This is a genomic window from Niallia taxi (assembly GCF_004005475.1).
In the GTDB taxonomy this organism is placed as follows: domain Bacteria; phylum Bacillota; class Bacilli; order Bacillales; family Cytobacillaceae; genus Niallia; species Niallia taxi.
On record NZ_RZTZ01000002.1, the window covers coordinates 806182 to 828603 of the forward strand.

Here is a 22422-nt window from a genome sequence, read left to right on the forward strand (position 1 = left end):
AAAAAATGACAAAAATTATTCCGACAACAAATTGGCTCGAGGATGTTAGCGTGTTCGCTGTTAATCGTCTTACAGCACATTCAGACCACTTATATTATGAAACAAAAGAAGAGGCAATAGCTCAAGCTCCGATGAAGCTCCGCAGCTCTTTAAACGGAGACTGGAAGTTTCATTATGCAGTAAATCCTAGTTTAAGGCCAAGCGAATTTTATAAACAAGATTTTGATTGTTCAGGCTGGGATTATATATCTGTGCCTGGCCATATTCAGCTGCAAGGATATGGGAAGCCCCAATATGTGAATACGATGTATCCTTGGGACGGCCATCATGATATCCGTCCGCCGGAAATTCCGACAGACCATAATCCGGTTGGAAGCTATGTTAAATACTTTACAGTCCCTGAAAACTTAAAAGCTTCACCACTTTATATTTCCTTTCAAGGGGTAGAATCTGCGTTTTTTGTATGGCTGAATGGCTCATTTATCGGCTATAGTGAAGACTCCTTCACACCTGCTGAATTCGAGTTAACCCCGTATTTAACAGATGGAGAAAATAAGCTTGCAGTAGAGGTGTATCAGCGCAGCACAGGAAGCTGGCTGGAGGATCAGGATTTCTGGAGATTTTCAGGGGTTTTCCGCGATGTCTACCTTTATTCTGTACCAGCCATCCATGTTGCAGATATTCACGTCCGTCCTGAATTGAACGGCACGTATACATTAGGTAGTTTAACAGCAGATGTGAAGCTTGAAGGAAAAGCTGTGTCAAAAGTCGTTGCAGAGCTAACGGACAAGAACGGAAAAACAATAGCTTCAGCAGCTGGAACCGAGCAAAATAGCAGTTGGACAATTCAAATGGAAGTGGAAAATCCAGAGCTGTGGAGCGCTGAAAATCCTCATTTATACACTTTATATGTTAGTGTTTATGATGAATCTGGCAAGCTTGTAGAGGTTGTTCCACAAAGACTTGGCTTTAGACATTTTGAGCTGAAAGATAAAGTGATGCGATTGAATGGGGAACGAATTGTATTTAAAGGAGTTAATCGCCATGAGTTTAATCCAAGGCACGGAAGAGCGATAACAAAGGAAGATATGCTTTGGGACATCAAAACATTAAAAGAGCATAATATAAATGCAGTCCGCACATCCCATTATCCAAACCAAAGCTTATGGTATGAATTATGTGATGAATATGGTGTTTATGTTATTGATGAGATGAATTTAGAAACACATGGTTCATGGCAAAAGATGGGAGCTATTGAACCGTCCTGGAATATTCCCGGCAATAAGCCAGAGTGGGAAGATATTGTGATGGACAGGGCGATTTCCATGGTAGAACGTGATAAAAATCATCCATCCATTCTTATATGGTCCTGTGGTAATGAATCATATGCTGGTGAAGTTATTTTACATGTTGCCAATTATTTCAGAAGCAAAGATTCAAGCAGGCTTGTCCACTATGAGGGAGTTTTTCATAATCGTCAATATGATGCTACAAGTGATATGGAAAGCCGTATGTATGCAAAGCCTGAGCATATTGAAAAATACTTGACGGAAAATCCAGAGAAGCCCTATATCAGCTGTGAATATATGCATGCAATGGGAAATTCACTTGGTGGTATGTACAAATACACGGAATTAGAGCAAAAATATCCAATGTACCAAGGCGGGTTTATTTGGGATTATATTGATCAATCTCTCTATAAAAAGGACCGGTTTGGCAAGGAATATTTGGCATATGGCGGGGATTTTGATGACAGGCCAACAGATTACGGTTTTTGCACAAATGGAATTGTTTATGCAAATCGTAAATTATCACCAAAAATGCAGGAAGTGAAATTTCTGTACCAGGATTTCAAACTTGTTCCAGATCAGAACGGGGTTTTAATAAAAAATGAAAGCCTGTTTACGAATACGGAAAACTATCACTTATTATATAAGCTGTTTTTGAATGGTAATGAAATAAGTACAAAAAAATTGTCTGCTTCCGTTCAGCCACAAAGCGCTAGTTATGTCGCAGTATCGTTTCCTGCCAATCTTACAGAAGCGCCAGGTGAATACTGTATTCAGGCATCATTCGTTTTGCAGGAGAAAACACTGTGGGCTGATGCAGGTTATGAAATTGCATTTGGGCAATATATTTTTGAAATAGGGGAAAAACAACTACCACAACCAATAGGAGAAATAAAAACAGTCCATGGTGATGTTAATATTGGTGTACATGGCAAGGACTTTACAGTTATGTTTTCCAAGCAGTCAGGTAGTCTAGTATCCTTGTCCTATGCAGGTAAAGAAATGATTTCCATGCCTCCTGCTCCATTATTTTGGAGGGCGACAACAGATAATGACAGAGGGTATTCACAAAGCTATCATTCTGGATTATGGTATGCTGCAAGCCTTGCAAGGCAATGCACGGACATTCAGGTGGAGGAAAGCAGCAGTCAAACTAGTGTTGCCTTCACATATGCTTTTTCTGTCCATGAAGACATAGAAGTGAAGGTGGTTTATACGGTTTTGGCAAATGGAAGTATTCATGTGAAGTCAGTGTATAAAGGTGCTGACAAATTGCCACAGCTGCCGATATTTGCCTTGTCCTTCAAGCTGCCAGCCGAATACAGCCAGACCCATTGGTATGCTTTTGGACCCGAAGAGAATTATTCCGACAGAGCAATGGGTGCCAAACTAAGCCGTTTCGACCAAAAGGTTTCTGATAACTTATCAGGCTATGTAATGCCACAGGAATCTGGGAACCGCACAGGAGTCAGGTATGTATCTGTAACAAACGAGCAAGGCCATGGCATCAATATCTCGTACGTAAACAAACCGCTAGAATGTAATTTTTCTCCATACACTGCATTTGAGCTTGAAAATGCTCAGCATGTGTATGAGCTTCCAAACATTCATTATACTGTGGCAACAATCGCAGGCAGGCAGATGGGCGTCGGTGGTGACGATAGTTGGGGAGCACCCGTTCATAAAGAACATTTGCTTAATGCAAGTGAAGACATAGAATTTGAGTTTGTCATAGAAAGAAGATAGTCAAAAGCCTTATTGTCCTTCACTATGATGGGTGATAAGGCTTTTTAAATGGCAAAAGGGTGTCAATAGAATCAATAGTAAGAAGATTATCATTGATCCCGAAAAACATACATCCCGATAAACATCGGCACAATCATCAGCACCCCGATAGTCAGTGTAGGGTATGGGATTTTTGGGGCAAGTAATGCAGCTATTTCTCCCAAAAAGCCTGCAATAACAAAAGGGATAGCGGTTTTAGTCTTGTCTGCCCCCTCACGTGCATAAAACCACGAATCCCATACTGCATACACATAAAAGCCAGGATAAAAAAGCATTACTTCAAAATTGGTTGCTTCTATTGCTTGTTGGTGAAAGCCATTAATATCAAGAGCTATCGCTTGATTGATTCTACCAAGCATATTATCAAAATGTTCTAAGATTACAAAGATTAAACCCTTCACTAATTCTCGATTGTAAATTTGACCAAAGCCAGGCATGATGATGGAAAATAGGGCTGGGATTATTCTCATGCAATTACCTCTTTTAATTATATCTTTTCTTAGAATAAGTATTTCCTTTCGTCACTAATTGGATACAAATTTTGTAAAAAATATAAACAGCCTCTTTAAGAGATAAAATATGAAAATTCAGTCAGTACCGTTTATAATAGTAGGTAGACAGACAATTTTTTTAAGAGAGGATGGAATGTCAATGGAATACCGTTTGGAGAAGGATACGATAGGAGAAATTAAAGTCCCAGCTACTAGTTATTGGGGTGCACAAACACAGCGAAGCAAAGAAAATTTCCCTATTGGTGAAGAAAAGATGCCAGTTGAAATCATTCATGCTTTTGCTATTTTGAAAAAAAGCGCGGCAATTGTTAATAATGAACTCGGGCTTTTATCAACAGAAAAAACGGAAGCGCTTTGCTTTGGTGCTGATCAAATACTCAATGGCAGTCTAAATGAGCATTTTCCTCTTGTTGTTTGGCAAACAGGCAGTGGCACACAGTCAAATATGAACGTAAATGAAGTAATTGCATTTGCAGGGAATAAATGGCTTGCTGAAAAGGGAACAGAAACCCGCCTGCATCCGAATGATGATGTGAACAAATCGCAAAGCTCCAATGATACATATCCAACAGCTCTACATATTGCAGCAGTTGTACAGCTAGAAGATGTTGTACTACCTGCTATTACTAAGCTTAAGCAAACCTTCGCGGAAAAGGTGGAGGCATTTTCTGACATTGTCAAAATCGGCCGTACCCATTTACAGGATGCGACACCGCTAACATTAGGGCAGGAAATCAGCGGCTGGCACCGTATGCTTGAAAAGTCAGAAAGCATGATTACAGCAAGTTTACCTTTCTTACGAGAGCTCGCAATTGGAGGTACAGCAGTTGGAACCGGGTTAAATGCTCATCCGGAATTTTCAGAGCGTGTTTGTCAGAAATTAACAGAATTTACAAATAAACAATTTTCTTCTGCTGAAAACAAATTTCATGCATTAACTAGTCATGATGAAATAACGTTTGCACATGGGGCGTTGAAGGGATTAGCAGCAGATATGATGAAGATTGCCAATGATGTCCGCTGGCTTGCAAGTGGACCAAGATGCGGCATCGGTGAAATCAATATTCCTGAAAATGAGCCAGGAAGCTCTATCATGCCTGGAAAGGTAAACCCAACGCAAAGTGAGGCAGTAACAATGGTGGCAGTGCAAGTGATGGGGAATGATGCAGCAATTGGGTTTGCTGCAAGTCAGGGGAATTTCGAACTGAATGTATTTAAGCCAGTAATCGCTTATAACTTCCTGCAATCAGCCCGCCTGCTTGCTGACAGCATCCTATCCTTTAATGACCGCTGTGCAATTGGAATCGAGCCTAATTTAGAAAAGATTGATAAAAATTTAAATGAGTCCTTAATGCTTGTTACGGCCTTAAATCCACATATAGGCTATGAAAATGCAGCAAAAATAGCCAAAAAAGCATTTGCTGATAACTCAACCTTAAAACAGGCAGCATTAGCGTTAGATCTGTTAACAGAAGAAGAATTCGACAGCTACATCCAACCGAAAGAAATGACCTATCCTAAATAAAATGTGTAAGCTGAGCCTATTTGCCAATAGGTTCAGTTTTTTTTAGGTAAACTACGATTAAATTTGTTAACTTCATGTTAAAATAGTAGTATAGTCTTATGAATAAAGTCTCATTTGGTTTATTATAGACTTGTTTTCTAAACAAGCAAGCTTTACTACTCAGGGGGTCATGTTATTGCTTTTTCAACACATCATCGATCACTTTCATACACAATATATGATCTTAATTCCGATAATGTCTGTTATAAGCTGTGCAATAGGGCTGTGGATTAGCAAGAAGCTAAGGATGGATGTAAACAACAAAAACTCCATCCTTATCGGCGGTTCTCTGTTGCTAGGCTTTTCTTTTTGGATTACATTTATTCTTATTTCTTATCTGGTCCCACTGCCGTATTCGTCAAAGGATTATCCATTATACTTTCTCATCATTTTTTTGTTTTGCTTTATCGGGTCTTTAGTCATTCTCTCCCTCTCACAATCGAGAGCAGTGAAGGAAACCCATTATTTATGGGGGAGTCTATTTTTGGCAGTATGTTTAATAGCATCAGATACATTTGGTTTTGCATTGCTATTCAGTCAGCATATTAAATTTAATCTCATTCTTTATGTGACAACCTTCTTGCTGACACTAGGTTCGTCCTTTTCTGTATTTAGATTTTTAATTCAAATAACAAGTGATGATATATTTCAAGGAGCTTCGAAAAAATGGGAGTATATTGGTGTTATTCTTGCAGGAATCTCGCTAGCGAATATTCCCTATATTGTTTTAATATCGATTTTGAAATTTAATTTAGGATACATGTATAGTGACTATGAAATTTTCATTCCTTTTATACTAACAATCGGAGCCAATTTCCTCTTAATGCTGCTACCATATTTTTTAGGTGACACGATTTTGAGTAAAAAGGCAAATTTTTATACAGCATTATTTGAGCATAATCCTGTGGCAGTTATTGGTATTGATTTGCACGGAGCAATTAATAGTGTTAATTACGAAGGCACTAAACTCCTTGAATTGGAGGAGAATGAATTGCTTGGCAAGGATGCTTTTGAGCTCTTTTCTAATATTGACAGAAAGAAAATGGATGCTTATTTAGCTGGTTATAATAAAAAAATGGTTCATAAGTTCGAAACAGAAATTACAATGAAAAATAATAGCAAAAAGGATGTTTATATTACTGCTGTTCGAATTATTACCAATGATAAATTTATCGGCGTTTTTGCATTAGTGGAGGATATTACAGAAAAGAAAAAGTCAGAAGAGCAAATTAAACATCTTGCCTTTCATGATGATCTTACCCAGCTTTCTAATAGACGAGTTGCCAAAATGACGATGAATGAATATATCAAAAACAATATCCCATTTACACTAATGCTGCTCGATTTTGACCGTTTCAAAAGCATTAATGACACACTTGGCCATTCCTTTGGTGACAGTTTGCTGCAGAAAATCGCGCGAAGATTAGACAGTTTAGTGCTCGATAATGGAAAGGTAGCAAGGTTTGGCGGAGACGAATTTCTTATAATCATTCCAGATGATTTGGAAAATACGGCCTTGTATAAGTCAATCGCTCAATCTATTAACCAAGTATTCAGGCAACCCATTCTTATTGATGGGTATGAGATAATTTTGACAGCAAGTGTAGGTATCAGCAGATTTCCAGAGCACACAACAAATGTTGACGATCTCGTGAAATATGCAGATATTGCCATGTATCAGATGAAGGAAGCTGGTGCAAATGGGTACAAGGAATTTAATAGCGAAATGTCTCTACATGCAAATCATAAAGTCGGTTTGGAAAGTGATTTGCGTAAAGCGATGGAATACCAAGAACTGTTTGTTCACTATCAGCCAAAATACCAAATCGAAAGCGGGGATATTATAGGTGCAGAAGCATTAATTAGGTGGAAGCATAATAAAAAAGGCTTTATTCCTCCTAATGAATTTATCCCGTTGGCTGAAGAAAGCGGTCTGATTGTTAAGCTTGAAAAATATGTGTTTACAGAAGTATGCAAGCACATACATAGGTGGAATAAAGCTGGCAAAAACATTGGACGAATTTCTATTAATATATCGATTGTAACCTTACTAAGAGAGGATTTTATAACGTTTATTGCTGAACATTTACAGAAATTTAAGATTGATGGAAGCGTCATTGAACTTGAAATTACTGAGCGAATCGTCATGAAAAATGAACTTGTAGTGAATCAAACATTAAAGAAAATAAGTGAATTGGGCATAAGCATCAGCATGGATGATTTTGGTACTGGCTATAGTTCCCTTTCTTATCTTCATAAGCTTCAAGTCGACTGTATTAAAATTGACAAATCCTTTATCGATCAAATTGAAGGTAATATAGAGGTTGTGTCAGCCATCATTTCCATGGCAAAAAATTTAAAGCTAGAAATAATCGCAGAAGGTGTTGAAACAGAAGCACAGGTGAAAAAGCTGATTCAGCTTGGCTGTGATCAGGCACAAGGATATTATTTTTCCAAGCCCATTTCCATGGCTAAATTTGAAGCAATACTTTAACTATACACCCCGCTTATTAGACTTTGCTCTAACTTAGTGGAGGTGTTTTTTTATACTATAGGAAGTTAAAAATTTACAAATTATAGGATTGGTTGATACGATTAAGAAGGAATAATCGGTAAAACAAGGAGATGTTTTTTATGGATAAAACAGAACAGGAAATCATGAAATGGATAAAAGAAGATGAATGGATGATGAACATCCTGCAAATTGTCCAAAAGCTTGATTTGCCTGACTGGTGGATAAGTGCGGGCTTTGTCCGTTCGAAAATTTGGGATAAGGTTCATCAATTTTCAGATAGGACACCACTACCAGACATTGATGTTATCTACTATGATGCGAATAATATCGAGGAAGAAGAAGAAAAGCAACTGGAGCAAAGGCTAAAGCAGCATACCCATTTACCTTGGTCTGTCAAAAATCAAGCTAGAATGCATACGCTTAGCGGCTTTTCGCCTTATACATCTGCCATGGACGGAATTACCCATTTCCCTGAAACAGCAACGGCATTAGGAGTGAAGCTCGATGGAAACGGCAGCCTCGTTTTAGCAGCACCATGGGGATTGACAGATGCTGTTTCTCTTAAGGTTAGGCCAACTCACTATTATGAAAAAACAAATAAAAGAATCATCTATGAGAATAGAGTCATAAATAAAGCTTGGCAAAAACATTGGACAAGGCTAGAGATAGTAGGAATAGAGGAGAAGCTACTCTAACAAAAAATCGGCTAGAGCCTCTATTTAATTACAATTTTCTAGCCGATTCTATTATTATAATGTTTTGGTCATAAACATACTGTTTTCGTCCAGTATGTAATCTGCAAAGGGATCACAATAAGAGAAACCTAGTGCTTCATATAATTTTCTTGCTGGCAAAAAGGCCTCCATTGACCCAGTTTCTAAACTTAAGCGTGTATAGCCTCTTGTTTTAGCGACTTCGAGAATATGCAGCATAATCTGTTGTGCAACCCCTTTTCGCAAGTGTGCAGACGCTGTTTTCACAGACTTCACTTCAGCATGATTTTTATCCAATTCCTTTAATGCCCCACAGCCTAAAAGCTCATCATTTTCCCATGCGCTCCAAAACGTTATTTCAGGCTTGCGAAGTCCCTCTAAGTCAAGGGCATGAATACTCTCAGGCGGAGAGTGAAGTGTCATACTATGGAGATGGTCCTCAAGCAATGCAGCAATTTCAGGACCGCGTAAGTCGTCAATCTTGATTATCATTAATTATACTTCCCTTCTGATAACAATGTGAGTGTGTTTTTCCTATGCATATAATATATCATATGGAAATCGAAATAAAAGATTAATTTAGAATATTCATATATTATCAGTGGATATAAATGGGCAGTGTAACATTCTAGTTGACGCTTCTATTTTAGTAAGCGCTCATATACAAACGAGTTTTTGACTTTGGCATTTTTTTATCGAGTAGTTCGGTTTTTTATTTGGAGTTTTCGGTCTTAATGCAATATTTAAAAATCTTAGTGGAATGGAGCGGAGGGCACTCGACTACTAAGGGAAATAGAGGACGCTTTAGACCCCGCAAGCGAAGACGAGGAGGCTCATATTCCTCCCCGCGGAAAGCGAGTGACTGTAGTGAAATGAAACGAACTAGTACTTACATCTATTTATATTCTTAATTTAAAGATCATATATGAGTATTGTCCTAACCCCCATCATCCAATTAAACATGCAGCTTATTATTAACAGACGTATCTGTTTTTGTTTTATCCTTCATGCGGCTGAAAATATTGGCAAGAACAGAACCTGATAAATTATGCCAAACACTAAAAATAGCACTAGGAACGGCCGCAAGTGGGGAGAAGTGTGCTGTGGCAATGGCGACGCCTAATCCTGAATTTTGCATGCCGACCTCCATGGCAACAGCCTTTTGCTTTGCAAGATCCATGCCACATAGTCGTGCAAAGAAAAACCCGATTAAAAAGCCAAGAACATTATGAAGAATGACAACTCCAAAGATTAATAGACCAGTTTCTGCAAGTCTGTCTGCACTTCCAGCCACAACTGCAGCAACAATTAAAACGATTGCAATAACGGAAACTAGAGGCATTGCCTTTGCACCAGCTTTCGCTTGTTTTCCAAAGAAGCGTTTCACAACAAATCCAAGCACAAGCGGAATAATAACAACTTGTACAATCGAAAGGAATAAAGACCCTACACTGATTTGAATCCATTTGCTAGCAAACAAAAGGATGAGAAGCGGTGTTACAATTGGTGCCAAAATAGTAGAAACAGACGCTATGGCAACGGCTAATGCGACATTTCCTCTCGCAAGGAAAACCATCACATTAGATGCTGTACCACTTGGACAGCAGCCAACCAAAATGACCCCAACAGCAATCTCACTTGGCAGGTTTAAGCCGACTGCCAACAAAAATGCAAGAAGTGGCATAATTACAAAGTGACCAATAACCCCTAATGCAACATCCTTAGGACGTGTAAATACTTCTTTAAAATCAGATAATTCAAGGGTAAGGCCCATACCGAACATAACTATTCCTAATAGTGGCACGATATAATTGCCAATCCAAACAAAATGCTCTGGCAAAATATACGCAACTGCCGCAAAGACCAAAACCCATAATGTAAATGTTTTTCCTGCAATGCTGCTTATTTTCTCGATGAATCCCATAAGACGAAACCTCCAAAGAATGATAATTCAGATTTTTTCAAATAAAAGCACTTTACTATATTAGATGAAATATTTAGAAAAATCAATATGCGGCGGTTCCGATATAATGGGTCTAATTTCTCATTTTTATGGAGGCATTAGAAGGGGATATGATAGGAGGATAAAGCTGGGAAATATGTCTATTTATAAAAACTTGGTTAATAAGCCTTGTTTTTACAGCAAGACTTGTTATAAATAAAGGAAGACACTATTTCCCTATTAATCTTATATTTCGACAATGATAGCATTTGGAAAGCTTGTTCTTTTTGCCATACGATTTAGCTGCATTTTTAATACAGGGCTTCTTGGAATGATGATAATCATACTAACAAAGCCTAATTTTTGATAAAGTCGAAATGAGTTTTCCATATATGGAATCATTTCCTGTGTGAGAACATCCATGTTTTTGCAGTCAATGATTAATTTAAATTGCTTGGCATCAGCAATAGAAAGATTAGCAACTTTGTCCCGGTAATCAGTTACGAATTCTGCAACAGTGGCTAGGTCAAAAGTTCCTTCTATCAGCATATCAATCGTTTTAGAGGAGTGATTCACCTTTATGTCAAAACATCCTTTTTCTTCCATAATGATTAGATCTCCTTATGCTGTAACTATTCAGTTGAATTTTTTGTAATTATAGCACAGTGTTAAAGAAAATAGGATATTAAAAAATTGAAAGCAGTTGGTTTTTGCATAAATAGAGACGGGAATAGTAAATTTAACAGTCTTATTTTAGCGAAAGTAGGTGGGAAGGTGGAAATAAAATCCTACTCTTATCGAAAAAAAGGAAGTATGGAATTTATTTATGATAAATTTGCCCATTCAAGGGTTATTCTATATCCAATTAAAAACTACTACTTTATAAAATTTGTAAAATGGAATTCGAAAGATCCATATGTAACAAGACAAGATTTAGAAGAGATGGAAGAACTGGCGAATGAAGAAATGGGGACACTTGAATTTTATATGCAACGCAAAGGCAGTACTTTGGCATAGGATTAGCATAGTCCTATGCTTTTTTATATAGTGGAGGAGGCTGAAGAAAGAATTTCAAGGAGTTATGGATCAGATTGGCGAAATAAAAAAAGTGGAAACGAATAAAAAGGGGGAATTTTGGTGGAAAGCAAAAAGGAATATTACGCAGTTATTTTCACATCAAAAAGAACTGCCGGTGATAACGGTTATGGAAAAATGGCAGAGAAAATGGAGGAGTTGGCTGAAAAGCAGGCTGGCTTTATTGGAGTGGAAAGTGCACGTGATTCAAACTTAGGCATAACAGTTTCGTATTGGGAATCTCTTGAAGCGATAAAGCAGTGGAAGGAAAATGCTGTACATAGGCATGCACAGGACAAAGGAAAAGCGCAGTGGTATGAAGATTATCATGTCCGTATATGCAAGGTAGAAAGAGAATACAGTATGTAAGAATGGAGAATATTAGACATGGATAAAGTTTAATGGGGAGCTTGACATATAACCAAAAGGTGTTATAAAATTCAAATTATAACCAAAAGGTGTTATATTATCTGAATCAAAAGGAGCTAACAAAAGCATATGACAATCAATCAGAACCAGGGTAAAGTGCAAGACATTATTCAAACTATTACGATTGACGCAAGTGTTGAAAAGGTATGGAACTTTGTTTCCACAGCAGAAGGGATTGCAGCATGGTTTATGCCAAATGATTTTCAGGCAGAGCTTGGCTATGAATTTCATCTTCAATCACCGTTCGGACCATCTCCTTGTAAGGTGACAGAATTGGAACCACCACATAAACTGTCATTTGATTGGGATACAGAGGGTTGGTTTGTTACGTTTTCTTTGAAAGAGCTTGACGGAAAAACGGAATTTACTGTCGTTCATGGTGGCTGGAAAAATGCAGAGGAACTGATCGGCAAGGCAAATGAAAAGTCTGCCATTATCCGTGATAGAATGAATCAAGGCTGGAGCGGTATTGTTCAAAAGCTAAAAAAGGTAGTAGAAGCATAATGACAGCTACGGCTGGAAAATCCGATGTTTTTCAAGCAATTGCTGACCCGACGAGAAGAAAAGTACTAAAGCTGTTATCTGAGAAAGACATGCCGATAACGGAAATCTCAAGCCAGTTCCCAGTCAGCAGAACGGCTATTGTAAAACATTTGCAAGTTCTTACAGATGCAAAACTTGTCTCTGCCAGAAAAACAGGTAGAGAAAAGATATATACTCTAAGTCCAGAGCCTCTCGCTGAGGTACAGGAATGGATTGCCTATTATGAACAGTTTTGGTTTAACAGGCTTTCCGTGCTTAAGCATTTGATGGAAGAAGATAAAAAGTAAAGGCGCAAATTTTGCGTCTTTTTTATATGGATATATTTATTTGGGATAATTGTGCTAGGAAAATTACTAGAAAATAATGTATGATAGAAGAGAAATGGTAGCGGTGACAAAAATATGAAATTCAAGTAAATATGTCTCAGATCACAACGAAAGAAAGTAGGGACTTGGGATGGCAACGATTACTTCTAGACATATTATACAGCCTGAAGCGGCTTTAAGTAAAAACACAATCATCACAAATGGAACGCATATCTCGTATGTATCCACAGAGTTTAGTAAATACATAGAAAACGCCCTTTATTTTATAACAGCAGGTATCGAACTAAATCAAGAAATCCTGTTTATTGATGATAACAAGGTCCTCAAGCTTCTTAATGAGCGCCTTAAGGAGCAGGGGATTACCCAAGCACAGTTGGACAGAATTAACTTTATGGATAATATAGAGTTTTATGAACCGAATACACCACTAGATCCTGACAAAATAATGCACAAATTTGCATATGCATTAACACCTCTCTTAACTACTAGAAACCCAGTCAGGCACTGGGGAAAGGTCGTTTTGCTTAAAGGGCAGAAAAATCTGCTGGAAAGGCTATCCAAATATGAAGCAGCTGCCAACCAATTTATAAAAAAATCAAACAGCTTTGGAATTTGTGCGTTTGATGGCATGCAATTACCAGCATCTGTCCATATGGAAATTATGAAATACAATCATTATATTATGTCAGATAATGAACTGGTCATATCGAGCTTTCAAGATAGTGAAAATCTGCATCCTTCCATCAGAAGGGAAATAAATTACAAGAATGCCCTTTCGACTCTGAAAATAGCTCAATCACATTATGCTAGAATAATAGAAGAAATGCCTGATGCCGTTTTTATTACGTCACGAGGAAATATCGCATACACAAATAAATCTGCATTAAAATTAATGGAGGCAGATTCGGCTCAGCTTCACAATAAGGTGGTGTGGGAGATAATTGACCCTGCCTTTCACGGACAAATTAAAGCAAAGGCAGGAGGAGTTCTGAAAAGAGAGCGTTTTTCGACTTGTGAAATTCAGTTAATTGCTTTGACTGGGAAAAAGGTCGATGTCGAGGTTTTGTCGTTTCCTTTTGTTTTTGAAGACAAAAAAACAATTATTCATATTGCCCGAAACATTAAAGAACGAAAAGAAAATCATGACTTGATGATTCGCAACGAGAAGCTAGAGATTGCCGGCCAGCTTGCAGCAAGCATCGCTCATGAAATAAGAAACCCACTAACTGCTATTAAAGGATTTATGAAGCTAGCAGAACAAGGCTCCTTGCATATTAAAGATGTTTATCCGATTCTTGATGCAGAAATAAATCGAATTGAAACGATTGCGAGTGAGTTATTACTACTCGGAAAGCCTGTCTCAACAGAAATAAAAGTGATGGACTTGTCCAAGCTTTTATATGATATTTGCACATTTATGCAATCACAAGCAAACATGAAAAATGTAATTCTTCATTTCAACATACCCAATAAACCACTATATTGTAAATGTAATGGTGACCAAATCAAGCAAGTATTTATGAATATAATAAAAAATGCGATTGAAGCAGTTCCTTCTAGTGGGCAAATAACAGTTAATGCCAAGGAAATAGAAGGAGATGCTATGTTTGAAATAATCGACAATGGAGTTGGAATCCCAATCGATATTCAAAACAAGCTGGGTGAACCTTTTTATACAACAAAGGAAAAAGGGACAGGTCTAGGCTTAATGGTTTGCTATAACATAATTGAACAGCATAATGGCAATATTTGCTTTCATTCCATAGAAGGAGAAGGAACTACTTTCACCGTAACTATCCCCTTAGTAAAAGAATAATGAGCGTAAGCTAGTATTAAAAGTAAGAGCATGTGTATAATTCTTTATAATTTCTGTCTATCCTTATAGAAAAGGAGGGGACAGCTTTTGCTTTTTTTGGAATTAATAGCAGGTATTCTTGTTGTGCTTGCCTTCATTCATTTTTTCTGGACAAAAAGGCAGGATGAATATAAGGGCAGGTTAATTTTGCAGCATCTACATACAAGTCAGGACATGAAAAAAACCCTTGCACTTGGCTTATATCTCCGCTTTCTTCCCACTGGAAAGCAATTGGAAAACAATGCCCTTTTGTTGAAGGATGACATTACATTAGAAGCCTTTACAGCAAGCTTACTTGAAAAAACAAGGGGAGGAACTGCATGGGTGCTGGCAGATGCAGATCGGTTGGGAATCAATTTGGAGCACCAAACGAAGGAAGGTTTGTTTTTAGGGCAAATCGTAAGAACCGAGCATGAAATTGGTTTTGAACAAATTGCTCTTGTTCATTCAAACATTGTAAAAAAACGTGCAGCCGGCGGATATGTCGTGACAGCTGGCATTTTTTCGGAGGATGCCATTGTTTATGCAAAGGGCCTGAATATAGAGTTAATAGATGGTGTTGGCTTAACCGATTTATGGCTTGCCAGTCTTGGAATAGCAGAAAAGGAAATCCAAAAAATTCTGCCGCAGTTAACGTAAAAAAGTGGAAATTCCTTTTGGAAAAGGAGTTTCTTTTTTTTTATAGTTTCTGCATGCTGCTAATTGTGAAGAAAACGGTATGTGGCTACAGCACCATGCTTGAAAAAAATGCTAACAGTCCGCCGTAAATCAACGATATATGCTGTTTGTATAAAATTCACTCTCTTTATTGATGGTACTGTAACATGCTCCATTGTATAATGGGGAAATGAGCAATCTAGATCAATAGTTTTTAAGGAGAGAGAAACATAAATGGTGAAAGTACTTGGTTTTACAGTAGATGACCAGACAAGGTGTAAGCATTATCATAGTGACATTGATGTTATCGCTATTAAATTTTATTGCTGTAATACATATTATCCTTGCTATAAATGCCATGAAGAGGCTGCAGATCATCCGATTAAAGTATGGCCACCACAGAAATTTGGCGAAAAGGCAATTTTATGTGGGGTGTGTAAGACAGAGCATTCCATTGCTGCCTATAAGGACATGACGTCTTGTGCAAATTGTGGAGCGAAATATAATGACAGATGCTCTTTACATCATCATCTGTATTTTGCAGCAACGTAACAGTAATTAGTTTAGCAGCTTGGCAATAGCTCTAATTAATAAGCGTGTTAGCAGGTAGAGAGGCTCTACTAGTTCAATGGCTAGTTCAGCTAACTCGGAACGGTCCTTTTTTTCCTTTTTCTTTTTCAGTTTCATATTTTTTTGACCTGCCCTTCGTTTAATCATTATGAACGCTTATTTATATAAGTTATACGGAGGGAGATGCCAAAAGTTTCATAATGGGAAAAAATTGGTGGGGACATAAATCTGTAAGCCTTATTCAAACAGAACAAATTAATCATTTTTATTAATAGCTTAGTTTTATAATTAGTTCGTTTCATTCCGCTTCCTCCCTTCATTTCCGGGGAGAGGAAGCGGAGTCTCCTCGGATTTTCCTCTATTTCCCGCAGAAGGAGTGGCTTCCGCTTCATTCCACTTTAGAATTAGTTATGTCCTACACTTTTTGTACCTATCTCAAAGCCCCGTAAGGTAAGACTGCATGCACGCCTTTAACGCCATTAACAACTTGGGTAATTCTTAGGTCAACAACTGTACTTGATAGGGCAGTTGCTTCTGTTCTGCTTATATCATAGTTGTTTTGCATAAAGGTTATCATTTCATTTAAGGCATCCTTTGCGGCTTCGTTCAAGTCCTCGTTAAATCCGAATGTAATCCATCCTGATGGTGTTTTGGCAAGTGGGGCTTGCAATTCCATATCGTCTCGGGCAATTAATGTAATGTCTACAAGATCCATTGGACATTCAATCGCTGTTCCAGAGATCTCTCCATCTCCTTGGAGGGCATGACCGTCACCAATGGAAAATAACGCACCTTCAACAGATATTGGTAAAAACAGACTGCTACCTTTAACCAATTCTTTGCAATCAATATTGCCACCACAATATCGTGGAGGCGGGGTAGGATGAACACCATCTTCCTTTGGAGCTACTCCCATTACTCCCATAAAAGGCTGGAGGGCCACAGAAAAAGTTTTATCACCAATAATAGTGGATCCTGTCATCTGATTGGAATCCAGTTTCCAGTCAAGCTGAATTTTTTCTTCCTCGGCAATTCCAAGCGTAATGTTCTGCCAGTTTGGCAAGCCGCCGCTCCAATTCCTTCCATACCATCCTGGCACAATATCATTTATTTTAATTTCCAGCACCATTCCTGGCTTTGCATCTTTTACAGCAATTGGTCCAATCATGGGATGACCAGCCTTTTGTTCCGATTGATTTGAGGGGAACTTTTCGTATACTTCTGCTTCTGATGAAGAATAACCCCACTCAATATCTAATGTTTTCATTTCAATCGAGTCTCCAGATTCGACGGTTAAAATAGGAGGATAGTTCCTGCTAAACGAGCCATGTAAATTTTCTTGTTTTAATGTTAATATATGCTTCTTCATAAAATCACTCCTTTATTAGTTTGTTTATTTCTATGTACAAATGAAAAAAACCTTTTTCAAATACATGAAAAAGGGAGTATCAGTAATATTTCTTATCATCAGGTGTAAGAATTCTTGTCAAAGAATGTACCTTTGTTGAAATTAACTTAGAGCTTAATCGCTGTTTTAATGTTGGAAATACATGACCAACATAGTCATCTATCGAACGGCAGTAAGCTATTTCAGGGAGATGAATATCAAAGGAACAGGAAACGCGTACATGGATATCACCATCTATATCAAAAGGTTCAGAAACAGAGAGTACCTCGTAGTTATCTGAAAACTTATTTTTTACCCCATTTATTTTTTTCGACACATGCAGCTTATAGTTGGAAGTTTGTGTCGGCTTAAAGTTAAAGTCTGCTATACCAATTGCATTTATCATTTTTTCCTCCAATAAAAATAAACTATGTATGATTATATCATTTTTACGTGAAAAAATAAGAAGATTAAATCATAATAATGAAGGAAAAAGCAGGTATATAATTCAAGTTCCGCCATATAAATAAATGGTATGGCTTAAAAGTGAATTATTATTGTCATTTATTCATCTATTTTCTTTGGCTCTGTGGCACCAGATGATTATTTTCTTAAGAATCTACTCTATTACGTGTGTAATTAAACGAGAGTTTGAATGCTTCGTCCAGAGCTTATTCTTTAGAAGGTTGGCAGTCATTCCTGACATCTTAAGAGGAATGGAAAAATTTTTTTTCATAAAGGAGACTATATGAAAACTAAAGCAAAAATCAAAGGTGTAAAGTATAAGCCAGAGTATACTCATCCACGATATAAAGTGAAATTAGAGACGCCAGCTGGAAAAGAACTGATTATTGAATTTGATTACAGTGATGCAACAGGAAAAAAAGGCTATAAACCACTTGGTGTACAGCATGATGGGGAAGATATGGGCGTGAAATTATCGTGGTATTCCCGGCAAGTAGAAGGGATGACAGTCTCAGAGTTTTTAGGCATATTAGCATTTAAGGTTGATAAAAAATATAAGGTTATTTCGTAGTAACATAGACAAAAGCGGCTGATAGTCAGCCGCTTTTGTTGGTTTTTAATGTAATGTTCTTGAAGCAAGCCATTCCATTATAGTCGTATTTTTTCCATTTATTTTGGAAACAGGATCATTGTTAAATACATAAATCCATGACCAGTGACCATCGTATTGATAAGCACTTCCGTCCGCATTTTTGTATAATCCTGATGTGTCATGAACATCATTATATAATGTTAAGTGAACATCCTTTGCATTTGCAGAAAGGAGACGTTCGTATGTTGGCAATGTGTTTAATTCTGGAAGCAATGTTTTATCATTTTTTGCTGTCACAAACCATGTTGGTGTTTTCGCAAGCTTATTAATATCAGAATCTGAGATATATTTATCATTTAACCCTTCACAAACAGGGAATGCGCCTGCGAAGTAATCAGGATGATCACGTGTCATCAACAACGTCATATAGCCGCCATTAGATGCTCCGCCGATATAAATACGGTTTTTGTCAATATCACGGTTGCTGTTCACGTATTTTTCGATAAGAGACATTAAGGCTTCTGAATATTTAGAGGTTCCATCAGCTCTTCCTGTTAGACCATCCATCCAATAAGTTGGAGCTTGAGGCGCTAATACATACGCCCCATTAAAAATAGATTGGATATCCTCAGAAGCAAAATTCACTGCTTTATTTGCAGCAATTGGAATAGTTGCATCTGTTCCGCCTTCACCACCGCCATGCAGCCAAATAATCAGCGGGTTTTTGTTCTTATCTTTTGCTGGCTCGAAATCAGCATAGGATAATGTAGTTCCTCCAGCTGAATGCTTACCTAAAGAAAATTCGCCGACTAGTCCGTTTTGTGAACCATTGTTCTTCGTAATGATTAAACCACTTAGCTTAGTTGACTTTGAATTAATGTCTTTTACTTGTTTAATGGTATAGTCAAAGTTTACCCAATTATTCAGTCCTGTTACAAAGTCATAATTTAAAGCAGCACTGATAGTTAAAGTCGGACTATTCTCTAGTTCTAATACTACATACTTGCCAGATTTAACAGCCGTGCCATTTTTATCGGCAACATATGCGTTTGTCACCTTATTATAGCCTTCCTCAAGCAATGGGTTAGCAAGCCTGCTGTCAGTTCTTTTCACATATACTTGAAACGTATCCTTATTGACACTGCCTTTTGTAATATTTTTGTCAATATTGACAATCAGCTTTGTAACAACCGTTCCCCAATCCTTAACTTCCGTAACTGTTTGATAAGATGTTTTATTCTTTTGCTGTTTTGCTGCGCTGGCACCTGTGCTGTAAGAGAAAATCAAGACGAAGCCTAAAACAACCAATAATGCTGATCTTATGTACTTATTCATTCTTTAACTCCTCTCTCTTTGTTTTTAAGCGCTTACAAATTAAATGCTAACATGTTATAAAGGTATATATAAGGGAAAAAGTTCCTATTTTAGTTGTTTAATACATTAATATCCTAAAATTAATCAGCAGTATTCAAACCTTGACCACTGTTGAAAAATTCAAGTAAACTAATAGGTAGAATAAGAAAAGTGAGTGATACCAGTGGGTGTAACAATTAAGGATATTGCCAAATTAGCTAATGTTTCCCATACAACTGTTTCAAGGGCTCTTAATGGAAGCCCATTAATTAAGCCAGATACAAAAAAGAAAATACTGGAGCTGGCCGAACAGCTGCATTATGTGCCGAATTATAGTGCCAAGAGCCTTGTCCTGAAAAAGTCTTATACAATCGGCTTGTTTTTTACAAGCATTTCAAACGGGACTTCTTCAACTTTCCTTGCGAATGTAATAAAAGGGGTTAACGGGGAAATAGATGAGAATTATAATTTGTTCGTCAGAGGCATTGACGATTATAAGGATTTTGCTGCCATCAATGGACAAAGGTTTGATGGAATTGTATTGATGAGTCAAAGCGATGAAGATGATGCTTTTATCGAGCATGTGAAGCAGCAAAACATCCCGATAGTCGTTCTCAATCGGGAAATAGATGATCCGTCTATTACAAACATTCTTTCAAATGATGAATCTGGCGCGATGGAGGCAACTAATTATTTAGTAAGTCAGGGTCATGAAAGGATTGCCATTATTGAAGGAAAAGAAAGCTTCAAAACAGCTTTAAAGAGGAAAAATGGCTATATGCAGGCATTAATGCAAAATAGTTTAGCGATAAACAAACGCTATATTGTGAAGGGCAGCTATGATATGGAAAGCGGCTATCATGCAATGGAGCAGCTATTAGCTTTGAACAACCCTCCAAGCGCTGTTTTCTGTTCAAATGACGATATGGCAATTGGCGCAATTAATGCGATTTTCGCGAACGGCTTGCATGTACCTAAAGACATCTCGATTGTTGGTTTTGATAACAGTGCTTTTAGCCAATATGTTATGCCGAAGCTTACCACTGTGCAAAGACCGATTGAACAGATCAGCCAAAAAGGTGCAAAAAAGCTGTTAGAGCTTATAAACGATTCTAATGAAACAGGTGAAAGTGTGTTTGTAAAGACAGAATTAATTATTCGTGATTCGGTTATTCCGCAACCATAAATAAAATGTTAACGTGAGCATAATCGGATGATTATGCTCATATTTTTAAAGGAAAAGGTTGATAGAATGGAAGACGAACGGTATATTAATGGTGTAGACGTTTTGTTTTGTTCACACCAAAATGTTAACGTGTGCATAAAATGATAAGGAGGCGTTTCCCTTTGACTAAAAGCATAAAAAGCATTTGGAATGATAAAAGAAATAATTATCCAGAAAGAATTGTCCAGTTTGGTGAAGGAAACTTTTTGCGAGGCTTTGTCGACTGGCAAGTGGACAGGATGAATAAACGTGCTGGATTCAGAAGCAGTGTGGCGATTGTACAGCCGCGTGCAAACGGAACGGTTAGTAAGCTGAATGATCAAGACGGACTTTATACGTTGTTTCTTCAAGGTTTAAAAAATGGCAGCGCTATCAGTGAGCACACAGTGATTGAGGCGGTATCCAGAGGGATTGATCCATATAAAGAGTATGGAGAATATATAAAGCTCGCAGAAAATCCTGAGCTTCGCTTTATCTTTTCCAACACGACAGAGGCAGGAATTGCTTTTGCCCCTGATGATAAATTGACCGATACCCCGCAAAGCAGTTTTCCAGGCAAGCTGACAGCACTGCTTTATCATCGCTTTCAGTATTTTAATGGCAGCAAGGAGAAGGGAGTTATTATTATTCCATGTGAGCTGATTGACAGAAATGGCGATGAGTTGAAAAAAATCGTCCTTCAATTTGCGTCTTTATGGAATTTAGGAGGCGAATTTACAAACTGGCTGGAAGAATACAATGTTTTTTGTTCGAGCTTAGTGGACAGAATTGTTCCTGGATATCCCAAGGATTCCATTAGCGAAATTACAGAGGAGTTAGGGTACGAGGATCGCCTTGTCGTTGTTGGTGAACAATATCATTTATGGGTAATTGAAGGTCCAGCTTGGCTGAAAGCAGAGCTTCCTGTTGAAGAGGCCGGGCTAAATACATTAATAGTGGATGATATGACACCATTCAGGAGTAGAAAGGTCAGAATCTTGAATGGAGCACATACAGCAATGACGCCAATTTCTTTTTTATGCAAGAAGGAAACGGTCGGTGAAGCAATGTTGGATGGGCAAATTGGCGAATTCGTGCGGGAATTGATATTTAACGAAATTATTCCAACACTTGACCTTCCAAAAGCAGAGCTGACAGCATATGCAGATGAAATTGTGGACCGGTTCTTAAATCCGTATATTACCCATTATGTTATGGATATTTCCTTAAATTCCATTTCAAAATTTAAAACAAGGGATTTGCCGACATTGCTGGAGTTTGTTAACCGAAAAGAACATCTTCCCCAGAAGCTGGTATTTTCCTTAAGTGCGCTTATTTACTTTTATAAAGGTAAACGTGGTGATGAACAAATAATGCTGCGCGATGATGATTCTATTCTTACATTCTTCCATGAGCAATGGAGCACTGTGGATGGGTCTCAGTCTTCTATGCATACTTTTGTACAAAACGTATTGCAGGAGAAAATGTTATGGGAGCAAGATTTAAGCGAATTAGCTGGCTTAGTTGAAACTATTACCAACCATTTAATGATGATGGAGCATACAGGCATGAGAAAGGCACTTCAAGCATGTTTAGAAAATACTCACTAGTAACTATTTGACTTATGTAGAGGTCCGGTATGTTTGT

At 37.7% G+C, this 22422-nt stretch carries 22 protein-coding genes; 14 read left to right on the forward strand and 8 right to left on the reverse strand.

Annotation, left to right across the window (positions count from 1 at the left end; genetic code table 11):
* Positions 1-5: 5 nt before the first annotated feature.
* Entirely contained in the window at positions 6-3035 is a 3030-nt protein-coding gene (lacZ, locus tag EM808_RS08890) for a beta-galactosidase, LacZ type (RefSeq protein ID WP_127737814.1), read from the forward strand.
* Between the two features lie 89 nt (positions 3036-3124).
* Here lacZ and EM808_RS08895 read toward each other — a convergent pair whose 3' ends face one another.
* Positions 3125-3544: a hypothetical protein gene (locus tag EM808_RS08895; RefSeq protein ID WP_127737815.1), complete on the reverse strand. Its 420-nt coding sequence runs from the start codon at positions 3542-3544 to the stop codon at positions 3125-3127.
* Between the two features lie 181 nt (positions 3545-3725).
* Here EM808_RS08895 and fumC point away from each other — a divergent pair, with 181 nt between their 5' ends.
* The 3 genes from fumC to EM808_RS08910 all read left to right on the forward strand — a co-directional run bounded on the left by fumC (position 3726) and on the right by EM808_RS08910 (position 8360).
* Positions 3726-5111, forward strand: coding sequence for a class II fumarate hydratase (gene fumC / locus EM808_RS08900; RefSeq protein WP_127737935.1), 1386 nt, complete (start codon positions 3726-3728; stop codon positions 5109-5111).
* Positions 5112-5286: 175 nt separating this feature from the next.
* Positions 5287-7644, forward strand: coding sequence for a sensor domain-containing protein (locus EM808_RS08905; protein WP_164849605.1), 2358 nt, complete (start codon positions 5287-5289; stop codon positions 7642-7644).
* 140 nt (positions 7645-7784) lie between these two features.
* Positions 7785-8360 carry a nucleotidyltransferase family protein gene (locus tag EM808_RS08910; protein ID WP_127737817.1) on the forward strand — a complete coding sequence of 192 codons (576 nt, stop codon included), beginning with the start codon at positions 7785-7787 and terminating at the stop codon, positions 8358-8360.
* Between the two features lie 54 nt (positions 8361-8414).
* Here EM808_RS08910 and EM808_RS08915 read toward each other — a convergent pair whose 3' ends face one another.
* From EM808_RS08915 to EM808_RS08925, 3 genes are all read right to left on the reverse strand, one after another.
* On the reverse strand, positions 8415-8870 hold the full coding sequence (locus tag EM808_RS08915) for a GNAT family N-acetyltransferase (protein WP_127737818.1): 456 nt from the start codon (positions 8868-8870) through the stop codon (positions 8415-8417).
* A 463-nt stretch (positions 8871-9333) separates the two neighbouring features.
* The gene (locus EM808_RS08920) at positions 9334-10302 is read right to left on the reverse strand and encodes a bile acid:sodium symporter family protein (RefSeq protein ID WP_127737819.1); all 969 of its coding nucleotides are present in this window, start codon (positions 10300-10302) and stop codon (positions 9334-9336) included.
* Between the two features lie 264 nt (positions 10303-10566).
* Positions 10567-10926, reverse strand: coding sequence for a hypothetical protein (locus tag EM808_RS08925; protein WP_127737820.1), 360 nt, complete (start codon positions 10924-10926; stop codon positions 10567-10569).
* A gap of 168 nt (positions 10927-11094) precedes the next feature.
* Between EM808_RS08925 and EM808_RS08930 the strand changes: the two genes are divergently transcribed.
* The 7 genes from EM808_RS08930 (at position 11095) to EM808_RS08960 (ending at position 15756) form a co-directional block, all read left to right on the forward strand.
* Complete coding sequence (locus EM808_RS08930) at positions 11095-11337, forward strand: hypothetical protein (RefSeq protein WP_127737936.1); 243 nt, start codon at positions 11095-11097, stop codon at positions 11335-11337.
* Between the two features lie 120 nt (positions 11338-11457).
* Positions 11458-11763, forward strand: a complete 306-nt coding sequence (locus tag EM808_RS08935; RefSeq protein WP_235856579.1) for an antibiotic biosynthesis monooxygenase family protein — start codon at positions 11458-11460, stop codon at positions 11761-11763.
* A gap of 129 nt (positions 11764-11892) precedes the next feature.
* Positions 11893-12327 carry an SRPBCC family protein gene (locus EM808_RS08940; protein WP_127737821.1) on the forward strand — a complete coding sequence of 145 codons (435 nt, stop codon included), beginning with the start codon at positions 11893-11895 and terminating at the stop codon, positions 12325-12327.
* On the forward strand, positions 12327-12653 hold the full coding sequence (locus EM808_RS08945; protein ID WP_127737822.1) for an ArsR/SmtB family transcription factor: 327 nt from the start codon (positions 12327-12329) through the stop codon (positions 12651-12653). The genes EM808_RS08940 and EM808_RS08945 overlap by 1 nt, the downstream gene beginning before the upstream one ends.
* A 169-nt stretch (positions 12654-12822) precedes the next feature.
* A complete protein-coding gene (locus tag EM808_RS08950) occupies positions 12823-14508 on the forward strand; it encodes an ATP-binding protein (RefSeq protein ID WP_127737823.1) in 1686 nt (561 codons plus the stop codon).
* An 87-nt stretch (positions 14509-14595) separates the two neighbouring features.
* Positions 14596-15186, forward strand: coding sequence for a restriction endonuclease (locus EM808_RS08955; protein WP_127737824.1), 591 nt, complete (start codon positions 14596-14598; stop codon positions 15184-15186).
* Positions 15187-15438: 252 nt separating this feature from the next.
* Complete coding sequence (locus EM808_RS08960; protein WP_127737825.1) at positions 15439-15756, forward strand: CHY zinc finger protein; 318 nt, start codon at positions 15439-15441, stop codon at positions 15754-15756.
* Between the two features lie 6 nt (positions 15757-15762).
* Here EM808_RS08960 and EM808_RS29485 read toward each other — a convergent pair whose 3' ends face one another.
* The 3 genes from EM808_RS29485 to EM808_RS08970 all read right to left on the reverse strand — a co-directional run bounded on the left by EM808_RS29485 (position 15763) and on the right by EM808_RS08970 (position 17567).
* Complete coding sequence (locus tag EM808_RS29485; protein WP_263642175.1) at positions 15763-15891, reverse strand: hypothetical protein; 129 nt, start codon at positions 15889-15891, stop codon at positions 15763-15765.
* A 313-nt stretch (positions 15892-16204) separates the two neighbouring features.
* Positions 16205-17143 (reverse strand): acetamidase/formamidase family protein, encoded by a 939-nt coding sequence (locus tag EM808_RS08965; RefSeq protein ID WP_127737826.1) that lies wholly within the window; start codon positions 17141-17143, stop codon positions 16205-16207.
* Positions 17144-17222: 79 nt separating this feature from the next.
* Positions 17223-17567, reverse strand: coding sequence for a hypothetical protein (locus EM808_RS08970; RefSeq protein ID WP_127737827.1), 345 nt, complete (start codon positions 17565-17567; stop codon positions 17223-17225).
* 342 nt (positions 17568-17909) lie between these two features.
* On the opposite strand from EM808_RS08970, the gene EM808_RS08975 reads away from it, so the two are divergent.
* Positions 17910-18197 carry a hypothetical protein gene (locus tag EM808_RS08975; protein ID WP_127737828.1) on the forward strand — a complete coding sequence of 96 codons (288 nt, stop codon included), beginning with the start codon at positions 17910-17912 and terminating at the stop codon, positions 18195-18197.
* A 45-nt stretch (positions 18198-18242) separates the two neighbouring features.
* Here EM808_RS08975 and EM808_RS08980 read toward each other — a convergent pair whose 3' ends face one another.
* Positions 18243-19553, reverse strand: coding sequence for a prolyl oligopeptidase family serine peptidase (locus tag EM808_RS08980; RefSeq protein WP_127737829.1), 1311 nt, complete (start codon positions 19551-19553; stop codon positions 18243-18245).
* A gap of 202 nt (positions 19554-19755) precedes the next feature.
* Between EM808_RS08980 and EM808_RS08985 the strand changes: the two genes are divergently transcribed.
* Both EM808_RS08985 and EM808_RS08990 read left to right on the forward strand, forming a co-directional pair.
* Positions 19756-20757 (forward strand): LacI family DNA-binding transcriptional regulator, encoded by a 1002-nt coding sequence (locus tag EM808_RS08985; protein WP_127737830.1) that lies wholly within the window; start codon positions 19756-19758, stop codon positions 20755-20757.
* A gap of 161 nt (positions 20758-20918) precedes the next feature.
* Positions 20919-22385 carry a tagaturonate reductase gene (locus tag EM808_RS08990; protein WP_235856580.1) on the forward strand — a complete coding sequence of 489 codons (1467 nt, stop codon included), beginning with the start codon at positions 20919-20921 and terminating at the stop codon, positions 22383-22385.
* Positions 22386-22422 lie beyond the last annotated feature (37 nt).